The sequence below is a fragment of the Vibrio neptunius genome, from assembly GCA_019339365.1.
GTDB lineage: Bacteria > Pseudomonadota > Gammaproteobacteria > Enterobacterales > Vibrionaceae > Vibrio > Vibrio neptunius.
In genome coordinates this window covers 2,268,995-2,287,497 of the sequence record CP079859.1, presented here as the reverse complement: position 1 = coordinate 2,287,497, position 18,503 = coordinate 2,268,995, and the positions used below count along the sequence as shown (strand labels likewise).

Annotated in this window: 4 protein-coding genes and 1 pseudogene; 2 read left to right on the top strand and 3 right to left on the bottom strand. The window is 48.0% G+C overall.

Translation table 11 applies throughout. The features are described 5' to 3' along the window. The first annotated feature begins 7 nt into the window (after positions 1 to 7). On the top strand, positions 8 to 8,875 hold the full coding sequence (locus KW548_10825; GenBank protein ID QXX05696.1) for a cadherin-like domain-containing protein: 8,868 nt from the start codon (positions 8 to 10) through the stop codon (positions 8,873 to 8,875). 67 nt (positions 8,876 to 8,942) lie between these two features. Further along, positions 8,943 to 15,806 carry a VWA domain-containing protein gene (locus KW548_10820; GenBank protein QXX05695.1) on the top strand — a complete coding sequence of 2,288 codons (6,864 nt, stop codon included), beginning with the start codon at positions 8,943 to 8,945 and terminating at the stop codon, positions 15,804 to 15,806. A 42-nt stretch (positions 15,807 to 15,848) separates the two neighbouring features. On the opposite strand, the pseudogene KW548_10815 reads toward KW548_10820, so the two are convergent. The 3 genes and pseudogenes from KW548_10815 to KW548_10805 all read right to left on the bottom strand — a co-directional run bounded on the left by KW548_10815 (position 15,849) and on the right by KW548_10805 (position 18,388). Continuing rightward, positions 15,849 to 17,041, bottom strand: a pseudogene (locus tag KW548_10815) (class I SAM-dependent methyltransferase). A 217-nt stretch (positions 17,042 to 17,258) separates the two neighbouring features. Continuing rightward, positions 17,259 to 17,588, bottom strand: coding sequence for a TusE/DsrC/DsvC family sulfur relay protein (locus KW548_10810; protein ID QXX05694.1), 330 nt, complete (start codon positions 17,586 to 17,588; stop codon positions 17,259 to 17,261). 131 nt (positions 17,589 to 17,719) lie between these two features. Continuing rightward, positions 17,720 to 18,388: a Bax inhibitor-1 family protein gene (locus KW548_10805; GenBank protein QXX05693.1), complete on the bottom strand. Its 669-nt coding sequence runs from the start codon at positions 18,386 to 18,388 to the stop codon at positions 17,720 to 17,722. Positions 18,389 to 18,503: the final 115 nt, after the last annotated feature.

Sequence of the window (18,503 nt, the reverse complement as noted above, 5' to 3'; positions counted from 1 at the left end):
GTTTATCATGGGATTTGGTGCATATGTGGCAATTGGTAACCTGACTGCCGGAAGGGCTATTGCAATAGATAAGGACGGCAAAGTTCGCGTGTTAGATAGCAACGAAGTCGTTGCACCCGGCGAGTTGGTGATGTCCGTGGGCGAGCCCAGTCAGAATGTCGCCGACGTCAACATTGGCATTATTGATGACAGCTCTGAACTCCAAGATCTAACAAACGAAATCGATGATATCATCGCGGCGCTGGAACAAGGCCAAGACCCAACCCAGTTGGGTGATGAGTTTGCAACTGCTGCAGGCGGTCAGATAGCTTCGAGTCTAACGACGATCGACTCCATCGTTAGAACAGGTGATGAAACTATCGCCCGTACAGAGTTTGTTACTCAAGGTCTCGAAAACCTTGGTATTTCCAGAACTCAGAGCCTCACTCTATTGGAACAGTACCAGTCCTTTCAGCAAGCCCCTACATTTACTGACCAGAACACAAACAGCAGCCCTTTTTCTAACGACATATCTGTAACAACTAATGAAGATACATCGGTAGGTGGGCAGGTGACTGCTAGTGATCCTAATCCCGATGACTCCCTCACTTTTTTGATTTCTTCACCCCCCGCAAATGGCTCTGTGTCAATCAACCCTATATCTGGGATATGGGAGTACACTCCCGAAGAAAATTACGACGGCTCTGACTCGTTTGAGGTGACGGTAGATGACGGTAATGGTGGGACGGATACTGTCGTCGTTAATGTCGATGTCATCCCAATTCCGGCGATATCTGTTTTAGGAGACGCTCAAGTCAACGAAGGTAGTCAAGCTGGCTACATCATAGAATTTGATAAATCGTCAAATCAAACCACAACGTTAAAATTGACTTTGTCCTTGGGCTCAGCTGAAGGAAAGGATTTGGCAGGGATGGGCGTCGAAGTGTTGAGCTCTTCTGACAATTCTAGTCCGTCACAGCGAATTGCTCTAATAGTAGGTGCTGATGGAACGGTAGAAGTGCCAGCGGGTGTCACTTCGCTTGGTGTTACTGTCAATACGAACCAAGACACAACATTTGAAGGTTCGGAAGATTACCAACTTAACGTTTTGCCTCTGTTTGGTCTGGTTGGAGATGGTGCTGGCAGCAGCAGTGTAAGTACCGCGATTTTGGACAATACCAGTAATGAATCAGATGTTCCGCAACTCACTGTCAGCAATGCATCTGTGTTTGAAGGCAACACTGCTGTCTTTGATATTGCGCTGTCAAACAATGTTGACGGTGATGTAACGTACAATTTCTCACTTAATCTCAATGGTGACACTGCTGAAGCCGCTGACTTTGCTGAAAACACAATCAATGTCAGTTTTCAGATAGCGGGTGTTACTCAAACTGCTATTACGAACCAAGATGGCAGTTATTCTATCCCGGGCAACGCGACTAATATACAAGTCTCTGTTGAAACCGCGAATGATGACATCTTCGAAGGATTCGAAAGCTTTACTTTGGATGCTAATGCGAGTGCCACAGTGGGTGGTGAGAGTTTTAATCTCAATGAATTCGGAGTAGGCACGATCAACGATGAATTCGATCGCCCAGACTTAACCGTGACAGGCGCAGGGACTGTCTCCGAAGGTGAGGTGGCAACCTTCAGTATCAATCTTTCTAACCCTGTAGACCATGCCGTCACTCTTGATCTGCGTGCCAAAACCAACGGTAAGGCCAATACCGCCGAAGCGGACGATATCGGTGAGATGCGGGCGTACTATCTTGACGGTGACGATAAAGTCTATCTGGACTTTACTGGTCGCGAGATTTCCGTGCCAGCGGGTGTGCAGGACATCTTTGTTGAAGTGGATACGGTGGATGACAACGGTGCGCCTGTACACGAAGGCAGCGAACGCTTCCAACTTGTGGTGCGCGATGTCGATGGCGTGACCACAGACAACAACGGCAAAGCCAAAGCGGCGGCGTTTATTGATGACAGTGGTAATGGTGCGGACGATGATCGCCCAGAGATCACCAGTATCTCCAGCCCAACGGTCGATGAAGGCGGTACCGCCGTCTTTGATGTGACGCTGAGCAACCCAAGTGAACTGGCCACGCCAGTCACCATGACGCTGGCCAATGGCACGGCTGACAGTGACGACTACACCAGCAATCAAATTACCGTCAACTTTGCTGATGGTACTAGCGCGGTGGTGAACGCGGTTAATGGTGAGTTCAGTTTTAATGTTCCAGCGGGCAACAGTGCTTACACTGTGTCAGTTGAAACCACGGATGACAACAATGCCCCAGTGTATGAAGGCGATGAAACCTTCACCTTAAGCGGCGCGAGCGCTAGTCAAACAGGTACGGTGAGCGGTGAGGCGACCATTCAAGATGGTGGTGAAGGCAGCGATAACGATCGCCCAGACTTAACCGTGACAGGCGCAGGGACTGTCTCCGAAGGTGAGGTGGCAACCTTCAGTATCAACCTTTCTAACCCTGTAGACCATGCCGTCACGCTTGACCTGCGTGCCAAAACCAACGGTAAGGCCAATACCGCCGAAGCGGACGATATCGGTGAGATGCGGGCGTACTATCTTGACGGTGACGATAAAGTCTATCTGGACTTTACTGGTCGCGAGATTTCCGTGCCAGCGGGTGTGCAGGACATCTTTGTTGAAGTGGATACGGTGGACGACAACGGTGCGCCTGTACACGAAGGCAGCGAACGCTTCCAACTTGTGGTGCGCGATGTCGATGGCGTGACCACAGACAACAACGGCAAAGCCAAAGCGGCGGCGTTTATTGATGACAGTGGCAATGGCGTGGACGATGACCGCCCAGAGATCACCAGTATCTCCAGCCCAACGGTCGACGAAGGCGGCACAGCGGTCTTTGATGTGACGCTGAGTAACCCAAGTGAGCTAGCCACGCCAGTCACCATGACGTTAGCCAATGGCACAGCGGAAAGTGACGACTACACCACTAATCAAATCACTGTTAACTTTACTGATGGTACCAGCACGGTGGTTAACGCGGTCAATGGTGAGTTCAGTTTTAATGTTCCAGCGGGCAACAGTTCTTACACTGTGTCGGTTGAGACCACGGATGACAACAACGCACCCGTGTATGAAGGCGATGAAACCTTCACCTTAAGCGGCGCTAGCAGCAGTCAAACAGGTACTGTGAGTGGCGAGGCGACCATTCAAGATGGTGGCGAGGGCAGCGATAACGATCGCCCAGACTTAACCGTGACAGGTGCAGGGACCGTCTCTGAAGGTGAGGTGGCAACCTTCAGTATCAACCTTTCTAACCCTGTAGACCATGCCGTCACGCTTGACCTGCGTGCCAAAACCAACGGCAAGGCCAATACCGCCGAAGCGGACGATATCGGTGAGATGCGCGCGTACTATCTCGACGGTGAGGATAAAGTCTATCTGGACTTTACTGGTCGCGAGATTTCCGTGCCAGCGGGTGTGCAGGACATCTTTGTTGAAGTGGATACGGTGGACGACAACGGTGCGCCTGTACACGAAGGCAGCGAACGCTTCCAACTTGTGGTGCGCGATGTCGATGGCGTGACCACAGACAACAACGGCAAAGCCAAAGCGGCGGCGTTTATTGATGACAGTGGCAATGGCGTGGACGATGACCGTCCCGAAATTACTAGCATCTCCAGCCCCACTGTTGATGAAGGCGGTACAGCCGTCTTTGATGTGACGCTGAGCAACCCAAGTGAGCTAGCCACGCCAGTCACCATGACGCTGGCCAATGGCACAGCGGAAAGTGACGACTACACCAGCAATCAAATCACCGTCAACTTTACTGATGGTACTAGCACGGTGGTGAACGCGGTCAATGGTGAGTTCAGTTTTGATGTTCCAGCGGGCAACAGTGCTTACACTGTGTCAGTTGAAACCACGGATGACAACAATGCCCCAGTGTATGAAGGCGATGAAACCTTCACCTTAAGCGGCGCGAGCGCTAGTCAAACAGGTACGGTGAGCGGTGAGGCGACCATTCAAGATGGTGGTGAAGGCAGCGATAACGATCGCCCAGACTTAACCGTGACAGGCGCAGGGACCGTCTCTGAAGGTGAGGTGGCAACCTTCAGTATCAACCTTTCTAACCCTGTAGACCATGCCGTCACGCTTGACCTGCGTGCCAAAACCAACGGCAAGGCCAATACCGCCGAAGCGGACGATATCGGTGAGATGCGCGCGTACTATCTCGACGGTGAGGATAAAGTCTATCTGGACTTTACTGGTCGCGAGATTTCCGTGCCAGCGGGTGTGCAGGACATCTTTGTTGAAGTGGATACGGTGGACGACAACGGTGCGCCTGTACACGAAGGCAGCGAACGCTTCCAACTTGTGGTGCGCGATGTCGATGGCGTGACCACAGACAACAACGGCAAAGCCAAAGCGGCGGCGTTTATTGATGACAGTGGCAATGGCGTGGACGATGACCGTCCCGAAATTACTAGCATCTCCAGCCCCACTGTTGATGAAGGCGGTACAGCCGTCTTTGATGTGACGCTGAGCAACCCAAGTGAGCTAGCCACGCCAGTCACCATGACGCTGGCCAATGGCACAGCGGAAAGTGACGACTACACCAGCAATCAAATCACCGTCAACTTTACTGATGGTACTAGCACGGTGGTGAACGCGGTCAATGGTGAGTTCAGTTTTGATGTTCCAGCGGGCAACAGTGCTTACACTGTGTCAGTTGAAACCACGGATGACAACAATGCCCCAGTGTATGAAGGCGATGAAACCTTCACCTTAAGCGGCGCGAGCGCTAGTCAAACAGGTACGGTGAGCGGTGAGGCGACCATTCAAGATGGTGGTGAAGGCAGCGATAACGATCGCCCAGACTTAACCGTGACAGGCGCAGGGACTGTCTCCGAAGGTGAGGTGGCAACCTTCAGTATCAACCTTTCTAACCCTGTAGACCATGCCGTCACGCTTGACCTGCGTGCCAAAACCAACGGTAAGGCCAATACCGCCGAAGCGGACGATATCGGTGAGATGCGGGCGTACTATCTTGACGGTGACGATAAAGTCTATCTGGACTTTACTGGTCGCGAGATTTCCGTGCCAGCGGGTGTGCAGGACATCTTTGTTGAAGTGGATACGGTGGACGACAACGGTGCGCCTGTACACGAAGGCAGCGAACGCTTCCAACTTGTGGTGCGCGATGTCGATGGCGTGACCACAGACAACAACGGCAAAGCGAAAGCGGCGGCGTTTATTGATGACAGTGGCAATGGCGTGGACGATGACCGTCCCGAAATTACTAGCATCTCCAGCCCCACTGTTGATGAAGGCGGTACGGCCGTCTTTGATGTGACGCTGAGCAACCCAAGTGAACTGGCCACGCCAGTCACCATGACGCTGGCCAATGGCACAGCGGAAAGTGACGACTACACCAGCAATCAAATCACCGTCAACTTTACTGATGGTACTAGCACGGTGGTGAACGCGGCTAATGGTGAATTCAGTTTTGATGTTCCAGCGGGCAACAGTGCTTACACTGTGTCAGTTGAAACCACGGATGACAACAATGCCCCAGTGTATGAAGGCGATGAAACCTTCACCTTAAGCGGCGCGAGCGCTAGTCAAACAGGTACGGTGAGCGGTGAGGCGACCATTCAAGATGGTGGTGAAGGCAGCGATAACGATCGCCCAGATTTGACTGTGACAGGCGCAGGGACTGTCTCCGAAGGTGAGGTGGCAACCTTCAGTATCAATCTTTCTAACCCTGTAGACCATGCAATCACTCTTGATCTGCGTGCCAAAACCAACGGCAAGGCCAATACCGCCGAAGCGGACGATATCGGTGAGATGCGGGCGTACTATCTTGACGGTGACGATAAAGTCTATCTGGACTTTACTGGTCGCGAGATTTCCGTGCCAGCGGGTGTGCAGGACATCTTTGTTGAAGTCGATACCGTGGATGACAACGCGGCGCCAGTACACGAAGGCAGCGAACGCTTCCAACTTGTGGTGCGCGATGTCGATGGCGTGACCACAGACAACAACGGCAAAGCCAAAGCGGCGGCGTTTATTGATGACAGTGGCAATGGCGTGGACGATGACCGTCCCGAAATTACTAGCATCTCCAGCCCCACTGTTGATGAAGGCGGTACGGCCGTCTTTGATGTGACGCTCAGTAACCCAAGTGAGCTAGCCACCCCTGTCACCATGACGCTGGCTAATGGCACAGCGGAAAGTGACGACTACACCAGCAATCAAATCACCGTCAACTTTACTGATGGTACTAGCACGGTGGTGAACGCGGCTAATGGTGAATTCAGTTTTGATGTTCCAGCGGGCAACAGTGCTTACACTGTGTCAGTTGAAACCACGGATGACAACAATGCCCCAGTGTATGAAGGCGATGAAACCTTCACCTTAAGCGGCGCGAGCGCTAGTCAAACAGGTACGGTGAGCGGTGAGGCGACCATTCAAGATGGTGGTCAAAGCGGCGATGATGATCGCCCCGAAATTACCAGTATCTCCAGCCCAACCGTCGATGAAGGCGGTACGGCTGTCTTTGATGTGACGCTGAGTAACCCAAGTGAACTGGCCACCCCTGTCACCATGACGCTGGCTAATGGCACAGCGGAAAGTGACGACTACACCAGCAATCAAATCACCGTCAACTTTACTGATGGTACTAGCACGGTGGTTAACGCGGTCAATGGTGAGTTCAGTTTTGATGTTCCAGCGGGCAACAGTGCTTACACTGTGTCGGTTGAGACCACGGATGACAACAACGCACCCGTGTATGAAGGCGATGAAACCTTCACCTTAAGCGGCGCAAGCGCTAGTCAAACAGGTACGGTGAGCGGTGAGGCGACCATTCAAGATGGTGGTGAGGGCAATGACGATGATCGCCCTCAAGTTTCCATCTCAGGAGGTGGGGACGTTAATGAAGGTAATACCGCTAACTTCACGGTTCATTTGTCAAACACTGCGACATCGACGGTTTCTTTCGTTCTCACATTAAATGCGGGAGATACTTCACCAGAAGATTTGGCTTCGTACCAATATCAAACTGCGAATGGTACTTGGTTGGATGTGCCTGCGTCGGGAGAAATTTCTGTTCCTGCAGGTTCGAGCGCCGTAAACGTCAAAGTTGTCACTCAACAAGATGATACCTATGAAGGGGATGAGAGCTTTAGCCTGTCCGTCAGTGCGGGAAGCGGAACAGTTAGCGCGTCAACAGACACCACCGCAAGCGCTACGATTTTAGATTTCGAAGATAATCCACCTGAAGCAGAAGATTTTGATGCAACACTCGACGTAAATGGAAATGCAACCATCTTGTTTAACAGTGAGGATGCTGAACAAGATCATATTTCTGATAACGAAGATGACGCAACAAACACACCTGTTGGCGTTGTTATTACAGAGATTCCTGAGTCGGGTCAACTGTATTACGGCGATCAGTTGATCGACGCCGATGATCTTACGACCTTTACTTCAGAAGGCGAAGTGCTGCAGCAAGGAACCATATTCAGTGATCCAAACCTGATTCGTTATGAAAATGATGCTGAATCGACAGGCTTCGTTCTGGGAGTAAAAGAAGCGCCCGATGGTATGGATGGTGGTGCTAGCCAATCTAATTTCTTAAATTGGGGTGAACCTGTTCAAGGCAATGTTGGTCAGAGGGTTCTGACTTTTGACAACGGCGATGCAATCACAATTACTTCTTCAGGTCAGGCATTAACACAGTACTTTGGTCAGCCAAGTGCAGGGCATATTGGATATGGGCTTGCAGTAGGAAATGATGGCGGTCTTCAGCAAGGTGAGACAATTACCTTTGATTTTACCCAGCGTCCATCAACGTCTGTAGAAATAGGGTTAGATGGACTCGGTGGCTGGTTTGAAGATGGCCACGAGTTTGAAACAACAGCGATAGTACAAGCGAAACTTGATGATGGCTCAATCATCGAAGTGCCAGTCTCAAAAGAGACCTCAGGCAATACAGATTTGTTCCATGTTGTGACTATCGATGCTCCAGAAGGTCGACAAATTGAAGAGCTGATAGTTACCACCGAAGGCCCGGGTAACTGGGAGCTGCGTTATCTAGAAACGTCATCAAATGACACCTTCGATTACCGAGCAGTAGATAGTGATGGAAATTACAGCGACGAGCACACGGTGACTCTAGTCGAAGGAAACCAAGCGCCGATTGCAACAGATGACCCTGTTGCGTTTGAGGTCGCACTTGGTACCTTTAACTCTAATTCTTGGACACATGATGGTGTGAGTATTAGCGGTAGCTATCAAGGTCAAGATCAGTCTATTACTCAAAGTGGTGTCAAACGAGGAGTTGCGGGTGACGAGAATGGAGGGCCGGGTGCTCAAATTCAATACAACCGAGAAGATGGTGAATCTGAGCAGTTCAGAGTTGACCTAGATAAGCCTGCGACAGAGTTTAGCTTTGAAGTATCAAATCTATTCAAAAATGAAGGTGGAAGTGGCAACCATGAGCAAGGTAAATGGGTGGCCTATCTCGGTGATAACCCAGTCGCGAGTGGCACTTTCGTCGCCAATGATGGTAGCAACCACGGTTCTTATCATTTTGACGAGCAAGACCTCGGCGGCGTCGCATTTGATAGCGTTGTTTTTGAAGCGACAGATTTTAGCAACATACCTGCCCGTGGCAGTGACTCTTCAGACTATTTCCTAACAGGCTTTAAAGCGTCTGGTGACGGAGCATACGCAGCCAATCAAGGAGAAGTGCTTGAAATTCCTTTGACTGAACTACTGGGTAACGATTTTGATCCGAATGGCGACAATATTCGAATTACCCATGTCTCTGAAGTCAATAACGCCAGCGCTAGGATTGAGAATGGCATAGTTTATATAGATTCTAGACGATGCGTTCGTTGGTGATACTACGTTTGATTACGTTATTACCGATGATAAAGGGGGCTTTGCCGAGGCGACGGTTTCAATTGTAGTGAATCCATTGCCTCAAGAAGTCGCCGTAGAATCTATCTCAATGCTTGAAAATTCAGTGGATGAAGGAGATAGCCTTGTCTACAAAGTGACACTGGAAGAAGGTGTACTGCAAGAAACACAATACAGTGTCACTTTTGGTAAGTCAGATAGCGATAGTGCAGACAATTTGGATGTGGACTTGTCTCAAGTGATATTCACCAACGGGGTAACTTATGACTCCACGACACAGCAAGTGGTTGTTCCTGTCGGTGTTAGCACTTTCTCCGTTCTCATCCCGACCGTAATAGATGGTGTTTATGAAAGCTCCGAAGATTACACACTGATTTTAGGTGAACAGCAGGCCACGGGCACAATTGAGAATGTAGATATACCATTGGTGTCTGTTTCTGAAAATGTGAGCGTCAGTGAAGGCTCAGCTGCAGAGTTCACCGTTTCATTGAGCAAAAACACGGCTGAAGCGGTGACTATCAACCTAGCTTTGACTCATTTAGAGACAGACGCGTCTGATATTTCAAGCATGGTAGTGGAGTATCACGATGGCAACAGCTGGCAAACGCTGGCGATTGCTCCAAATGGTGATGTCATATTCCCAGCAGGAGTGACGCAGACTCGTGTTACCGTTCAGACAACCGATGACGACTCTCAGCCTGTTTACGAGGGAGCTGAGCGATTCGAGCTTGCCGTTAGCGGCGTTGTCGGAGCTCAGGGCTCTGACTCTAGCGTGGCGACTATTGCCGATAATGGAAGCGTTGACCCTGACGGCGAAGGCCCTGAAATCGCCGATGATGATCGTCCGGTTGTTACCTCTGTCAGTGACCAAAATGTTGAAGAAGGCGGTGTTGTCAGTTTCGATGTCGCGTTGTCTGCAGAGAGCACTTCGGATACCCAAGTGGTTTTAGAGCTCAATGAAATGAATGCCACGTCACCAGAAGACTTTAATGGTAGTGTTGTGATGGTGAAATATGGCGACCCTGAGCAATTAGAGCAAGTCACCGTACAAAATGGCGTGTTTGAGTTTGATTTACCAGCCGGTGAAAGTCACTTTACGGTTTCTGTACAAACGAACGACGATCAGGCATCCGACAACAACGAGACGTTCACGTTAGCGGCTAAGACAGAGTATCAATCGAATCAGGTCAGCGGTACAGCCACGATTCAAGATAATGAAAAACCAACCATCGACTTAGATGGCAGCGAATATCAGATTGAATTTGTCAGCGAAAGTGCGGGTTATCACAATGTATTTGGCTACTACGTTTATGATGAATCGTCAGAAACACAGCAGCTTCAAATCTTGATGTCGGACTCGTACGACTCCCGTCAAAATGGGTTTGATCCTGTCCTTGCGAACTTAGGTAGCATGGACAACATCGAGTACTTCCTCATTCCAAATGGTGCCAATGCAATTGAAAATGCACCATCAGGCGCAACGTTTGAAGTGGGTTCAAGTGGTAAGTTGCTTATTAACGGAACTGAGCAATCCAATATTAATGTGTTCTTGAGCCATGACGAAAACTCTCACCTGAGAATATCTGAAAATAGCGATGGCAATACGGTTTTAAGCTTTGACGACCAGAAAAATCACGCCAATGATGACAATGACTACAACGACTTAGTCATCAAAATTTCGAAACAAGACACCAATGTTGATTTTGCTACTTCTTTCACTGAAGGTGATGATGCAATCTCAATTGCGGATGCAAATGTCGACATTTTTGACGACAAAGACGACATTCAGTCAATGCAAGTGACGTTGACGAACAAGCATGCAGGCGATCAACTTACTTGGCCTTCTACGCCCGGATTCACCGTCAGCCAGGCTGTGACATCTAACAGTGTTACCTTGTTGATTACAGCCGATAAAGTTGGTGGTGCATCTTCTTCTGAGTTTGAAACCTTCCTCAAAGGGATTCGATTCGAAAATACCAGTGAAAACCCCGATGAAACGGGTCGTGAGATAGACATCCATGTGACGGATGCTTCGGGTCAACAATCAGAAACGGCGACGACAACGGTAAGCGTTGTTGAAGTGGTTGATCTGACCGTACAACAGGATGCGAGCGGTGATGAAGATAGCCAAATTGCGCTGAACATCTCTATCCCTGCGAACAGCTCTGTGACTGAAATTGTATTGACTGATTTACCAGACGGTTCGATTGTTAAGTCTGGCGAAAATATGATTGCGATCAGCAATGGAGAAGCAACGCTGACTCCACAACAGCTAGCGCAGTTGACCCTAACGCCGCCAAACAACAGTGACGAGAACTTTACGGTTAATGTGGAAGGGTATACTTCTTCGAACGAGCTTATAGAACAACAGAGTATCAATGTTCAGGTTGATGCTGTCACTGACGTGCCTTTAATTACTATTGCTGAGCCAGAAGTGATTTCGTTCCATGATTTCGATTCTATCGACATGGGTAACCGTTCATGGCGCGGTAATGTGAGCGCGAGTGAGCTTACACAATCGGATGGTGCAGAAGGTATTTGGGGAACAGGTAACTCGGGTGAATACAGCGAAGTGGGCAAAGAAACTGTCTATCGAGGTGGTGTTTCAGACAGTTCGAATCAAATCTATGAGATCGAGGGGCGTCATGGCGATGACCAATTGTTCACTCAGTTTACTGCGCAAGCAGACCAGTTTTACACCCTTTCATTTGATGTCGTCGCGCGCAGACTAAATGATTCTCCGTTGACGGTATTCCTTGAAGATGAAAATGGTGATCGTAAAGTGCTGTTTGAGTACACCGATCAGCAAAGCCTCAATTGGCAGACTGAAAGTATCAATTTCCAAGCACCATCGGACGGCGAGTACAAAGTGGTATTTGAATCAGAAACGTCATCAAACAGCTATGGTGCGCTGCTCGATGACATAACGTTAGAGAAAGCAGACAACATTGGTTACGAAGACAGCTTCATCCCGCTTAGCGACATTGTTGTTGGCTTAGAAGATACTGACGGCTCAGAAACCTTGTCTTTGGTACTTAATGGATTACCAGAAGGGTCTGTTATTCGAGATGGCAATGGTCACTCGATCACTGTTTTTGCAACGCCAGATGGAAAGAATAGTGTAGATTTGTCTGCATGGAGCAATGACCTGACGGGACTTGAAGTGAATGTGCCTGAAGAGGGAAGCTACGCGCTCGAATTTGTTGTGACCGCACAAGATAATGCACCTGCGACAGCTGAGTCAGTCAGTAAGGTAATTAATCTAACGGTCCTGCCAGTGCTTGATGCTGAGAGCAAGGAAGTGACACTTGATGAAGATGAAAACTACATCTTAGGTGTCTCTGACTTCGGTATTACTGACCTAGATGCACAGATATCAATTTCTGAATTACCGAGTTCAGGTGTTTTAGAGGTGCAAACTTCTCCGGGAGTCTGGGCACCAGTTTCACAAGGTGATTTGATCTCCGTGAGTCATGTGTCTCAGGGCAATCTCCGCTTTACTCCTGAAAATAATGAGTCAGGATACAACCAGCATACTGGCACCGGAGAAGGTAACCTGAATCAGGATTATGCTCACATTGACTTTGTGGTTGAAAAAGGTGATGCCAAGTCTGAAGCAATGACGCTCACGCTTGATGTTATGCCCGTGGCAGATACTCCAGTTCTTAATATCACCACTCCAGATACTGTGCTTCCAGAACAGCACTTTAATGTGGCGACCTGGACGGGAGTGGTTGTAGGAAACGACAATGGGCAAGGTGTGAATGGCAGCACGTTGATTTCAGCTATTGATTCGCTCGACCCTCAACTTGCTTCTTCAAATACAGCCACTAATGCGCAAGATACTGGCCGTTGGGCGACAGCAGAAGACAATGCAGTACTCGTGACTGGTTTGGTGTACCTTGAAGCTGGAACGAGTTATGACTTTGTAGGGCGTGGTGATGACAGCCTAGCGATCACCATTGGTGGCGTTATGTCCGACCAAGCCTACTGGGGGAACTCAAGTGGGCAAATCCAGGGCAGTGCCTTTACGCCTCAGGTGTCGGGTTATTACCCACTTGCGATTTACCACCACAACCAAAGTGGCCCAGGCAACTTTAATGTCGATGTGTCTATAAATGGCGCAGCTGCGGTTGATCTTACCAACTCTGCTCTATCTGTAGTGACCGACGAAACACAGCTGGATCAATCTGATGTCAGGGCTTCAGAGCTTAAGTCGGTAAATGGTGTAGAAGTCTATGAAGTCTATGGTTACAACGAAGGGCTTCAAGATACTGAAATCCCACTTTCTCAGATTACGAGTGCTGTTACCGATAACGATGGCTCTGAAACGCTGCAGGTCACATTGAGTGGTTTACCACAAGGTGCGACATTGAGTGATGGTGGGGCCCATAGTGTGGTTGTAGATGCATCGGGTGAGGTGGTTGTAACGAATTGGAATTTATCTTCATTATCCGTTTTACCACCAGCAGGCTCTCACGACGATTTTACCATTACAGTTGTGGCCACAGCTTCAGAGGTGAACTCAACCAGCGAGGCATATTCTCAAGCAACGATAGATGTTGTCGTTCATGAAAACAAACCTACAGTGACGCAATCTGATGTTAATGTCGTCGATGAAGACCACAGTGCCATGGGTAATGTGCTGACGGATATAGACGGTAGAGACAGCGACGAAGATAACCTCCTTTCTGTTGAACACTTCTCTATCAATAGTGTCTCTTACTCTGCAGGCAGTAGCGTGACTTTATCGGAAGGCACGTTTGTTATGCATGCCGACGGGGCTTATGAATTTGCGCCAAACGCAAATTGGTCTGGTCAGCTTCCCGTTATCACTTACACGACGAATACGGGTGCCTCAGATACGCTATCCATTCAAGTCGTGCCAGTAGCCGATGCACCTCAGGTCTCAATGACTATAGGTGAAATGGAAGTGGTGAATGTGGCGACAGAGCAAACCGATGACGGCCGCTATGAGACATCGCAAGATAAAACAATCCCAGTCAGTGTTTCTGTTGAACTCACTGATCTTGATAATAGTGAGTCTTTAGGTCCGCAAATTGTGGTCACAGGGATTCCATCAGGAGTCGAAGTGTATGTGAACGATGGCTTAATCGTCTCACAATCTAATGGCTCTTATCTAATCACACTAGATAGCAATGGTGACGCGTCCTTCGATATCAAAGTACCTCACGATTACAGTGGTAGCTTAGAGTTCCCGATTCAGGTTCAAGGGTCTTCCGTCGAAACCGCCAACCAAGAGACAGCGCATAGTACAGCGGAAGAGACACTTTCTTTCCGTAGCTATGTGCTTGAATCAGGCTCACATGGTGATGACACTATTGTTGGCAACGGGGATCATGAGCTCATTGTTGGTGATGTACAGGGTATTCAGATCATTGCGGGTCGGGACTATAACATCGCATTTGTTCTCGATACCTCAGGTAGTATGGGTGGAAGAGTTGGTACGGCGAAAACAGAAATCATCGAGGTTTTCGATCAGTTACTTAGTACTGCTCACTCAGGCGCTAATGCCGGGACAGTCAATATCCTTTTGACTGAGTTTGCTACTAACTCAGGTGTAACGATATCGGTGGACCTAAGCTCCCCAACCGCTCGTGCTGATTTTGTGTCCCAGATCAGTAATATCGAAAACAATGGTAGTGGTCTTACAAACTACGAAACCAGCTTCGACGCAGCTGTTGAATGGTTTGACGACAATACTAACGACCAAGCCGAAAATATTACTTACTTTATTACCGACGGTTATCCTAACACCAGCAATCATCTCAATGTGACTTCTGAGGATTTTGACCAGCTTGTGTTGGATTATGATACATCAACCAAGGATGTTGTGACCTTAGAGAACATTCTGCCTGACAATTATTCTGTGGGAACTGCAGTCTCTTATAAAGGTGAAGAAATTGTCTCCAGTTCAGGTGCTGTTAAATCCCCACTGACAGGCTCTACGCTTGGTAACTTAAGCTACTCAGGTGGATTGAGATACACCGATGGTAGCAATGCATCAGTGCAGGCTCGTCATATGTATCAGGTGTTGGCGTTAATCTCAGCTGTCGAAGCGGTGGGTATTGGCAGTGGAATTAATCAAGCCACATTATCGCAATATGATTCTGATGGTGCCGTTGTCCCTAACATCAACGTAGATAAGCTGGCTGAAACCATCCTTGGTCAGGAAGTGACCTTAGAACAGGGTGAAGACAACATCGAAGGTGGGCACGGCGACGATATTCTATTTGGCGACCTCATTGATTTCGATAACATTGATGGCCAAGGTATTGCCGCACTACAGAAATACGTCGCGTCAGAGACCAGCAGCCCATTAGCTGATGTGTCCGCAGAAGATGTTCACAGCTATGTTCGCCAGAATTACAGTGACTTTGATGTATCCCGTGATGGTGATCAGGACGACACTCTTACTGGTGGAGCAGGAGATGACATCCTGTTCGGGCAAGGGGGCGATGATACTTTGGATGGCGGCGCAGGTAATGACATCCTGTTGGGAGGAGCGGGTGATGATACGCTCATCGGTGGCTTAGGTAGTGATATTCTATCTGGCGGCGATGGCGAAGATGAATTTGTTTGGCATGATGGCGACCTAGATGGTGGTACCGACGTAATTACGGACTTCCATGTGTCAGAAGATAAGATCGATATTTCTGACCTGTTAGGACAAGATGAAACCATGGAAGAGTTACTATCTGATGTCTCTGCCAATGTTGTCGATAGTAATGGCATTGAACTCAGCATTCAGAGGGATAACGGACAAACCACTCAGTCGATTAAGCTGGATAATGTCGTCGACCAACTCAATGGTATTGATACTAGCCATGGCAGTATCACGGGCAACGATTTGACCAGCTTACTGAATGAAATCATCAAATCGCATGATTGAAAAAGGGCCGTAAGGCCCTTTTCTATAAATGAGTTTGTCTGCTTAAATAACTTTACAAGCAAACCCTTTAAGGTAAAAACCTTCCGGGTAAGCGGTATCAGTAGGGTGATCTGCAGCTTGTTCAAAGCGCTCGACAAACTTGACTTGTCTGCCTGCATCGACTGCAGCATCGGCGATGATTTTTTGAAAAGGACTTGGTCCATAAGACCTGAACATGAATATGTTAACAACGTTCCTCCAGGTTTTAGAATCTGCATTGCCAGCATGTTGATGTCTTTGTAGCCGCGACATGCGCCATTGATCTGAGCTTTGCTCTCTGCAAACTTTGGTGGGTCCATGATGACAACATCGAACTTGGTACCCTGATCGCGATATTCACGTAGTAACTTAAACACGTCAGCATTGAGGAACACCGCGCGCTTTTTAGATATATCGAATTCATTAATCTCGGCATTGAATTTCGCTGTGTCCAGTGCTGGCTGAGAGACATCTGCGTTAATCACACGCTTCGCATCACCTTTAAGCGCGTATAAACCGAACCCGCCAGTATAGGAGAAGCAGTTAAGCACTTCTTTGCCTTTGACGTACTTCATCGCTTGTTGGCGGCTGTCGCGTTGATCTAAGTAGAAACCTGTTTTATGTCCGCCAACGATGTCAACGCTGATTTTGACGCCATTCTCTTCAATAACAACAGACTTTGGTGGCTCATCACCGTGTAAAACACCTGTGCGTTCTTCTAAGCCTTCCTTCTTGCGTACCGCTACATCCGAACGTTCGTAAATATTACATTGCGGGAATACTTTTAGGAGAGCATTTATCAGCGATTGCTTCTGGAATTCTGCGCCTGCACTTAGAAGCTGACAAACTAGATAATCTTGATATTTATCGATGGTAATACCGGGCAGACCGTCTGACTCAGCTGCAATCAATCGATAGCCAGTGAGGCCATCACGCTCGATGACATCTTGACGGAGCAATAGTGCGTCTTGGATACGCTTAACAAAGAAGTCTTCGTTTATCTCGGTTTTGTCAAAGCTCCAAACGCGGGCACGAATTTGAGAGTGAGGAGAGTAAGCGCCTTTCGCCAGCCATTTACCGTCATGAGTAAAAATGTCTACTGTTTCACCTAATGAAGGTTCCCCCTCAATTTTGCGAATACCGCGAGAGAAAATCCAAGGATGTCGACGTCTTAAGGATTTATCACGGCCTTTTTCAAGATAAATAGCTGGAGTCATATGTTTAGCCAATTGATTGGTTTTGAAAGGTTGAGTATTCTCAGGGAAGTGGGAATGAAAAGCAAATAAAAGAGCCGCCGATTGGCAGCTCAGTACTTTATGTTATAGGGCTTATGGGTCCACGTTGCCGAGTCATTGGCTGATGGATATTACGCATAGATTCCTCGTACTCACTGACTATGGCTTGACCTGTAAACCCTCAAATAGCCCTAAGGATTTATAAACACTTAGCGGGTTTGGGCAACCCAGCAAGTTTAGTTGCTTGCTTTGCGGGCCCTTGTTTAAATAGCTTAAACAGGTATTTACTGTTGCCTTTTTCTGGACCGTGTGCTTTTTCCATCGCTTTGACCAACATTCTTACCGCCGGAGATGTATTAAATTCTTCGTAGAAATTACGAACGAAATGAACCACTTCCAAATGAGCGTCAGTCAGTTCGATACCTTCTTGTACAGCAAGTATTGGAATCATACCTTCTTCCCACTGAGTATGATCGAGTAGGTAGCCCTGTGCATCGGTCTCGATTGATTTGCCGTTGTATTCAAACATTGTTTTAGGTCTCAAAAACTCAGATAGGGAATAGGGTAGCGCAGCTTAGGTTAGAACAACAATATGTAGGAAAAGAAAAAGCCCGGAAGTTTCACATTCCGGGCTCTATTTAACCAACTTGAGTCTACGAATTAATCGTCATTCATGATGCCTAGAATGCTAAGTAGGCTAGTAAACAGATTCAGAATATTTAGATACATTGAGATGGTCGCACTGACGTAGTTAGTTTCTTCGCCACGTACGATACGGCTTGTATCATATAAAATAAAACCTGAGAAAACCAAAGCTGACATACTGCTGATCGCTAGTTGCCCGATTGTTGAGCCGACAAAGATGTTGATTATTGCCGCCACGATAACAATGATAAGTCCCGCTATCAGGAAGTTGCGCATGAAAGAGAAGTCTTTCTTACTGCTGATTGTGTATGCCGATAGGCCAAGGAACACCATACCAGTTAGGCCGAGTGCTTGTGCAATGATCGAAGGGCCATTAGCAATAGAGGCGTAATAGGTTAGCATTGGACCCAGTGCGCCACCCATCAACGTTGTAAAGACAAACGTCCATACAATACCCATTGAAGAATTAATGCTTCTTGGGATTGCAAAGAAAAGAATACCAATGGCTGCGATTTGCATAACAAGCGCCATCATTGGTGAAATACCAATAGCCATTGTTGCCATTGCAGCGATAGCACTGGTCACTAGTGTCATCGATAGCAAAAAATACGTATTTTTAAGGGTCTTGTTGATTTCAAGTGTACTAGTGCCACTTGAAGAGTGCGTAAACATAGGGCTTTTCATAATCTTCCTCGTGAGGTTTTATGTTTATAACTACATTTATGAGGGTGAACCGTAAAAAAATCAAGCCCTATCAATGTATGCAGTTGGATAAATGATAATAGAAATACAAAGTTGT

Excerpts from the sequence above, each read along its gene's own strand:
- KW548_10825 (QXX05696.1), top strand. The coding sequence starts at position 8 with ATGGGATTTGGTGCATATGTGGCAATTGGTAACCTGACTGCCGGAAGG.
- KW548_10810 (QXX05694.1), bottom strand. The coding sequence starts at position 17,588 with ATGTTTGAATACAACGGCAAATCAATCGAGACCGATGCACAGGGCTAC.
- KW548_10805 (QXX05693.1), bottom strand. The coding sequence starts at position 18,388 with ATGAAAAGCCCTATGTTTACGCACTCTTCAAGTGGCACTAGTACACTT.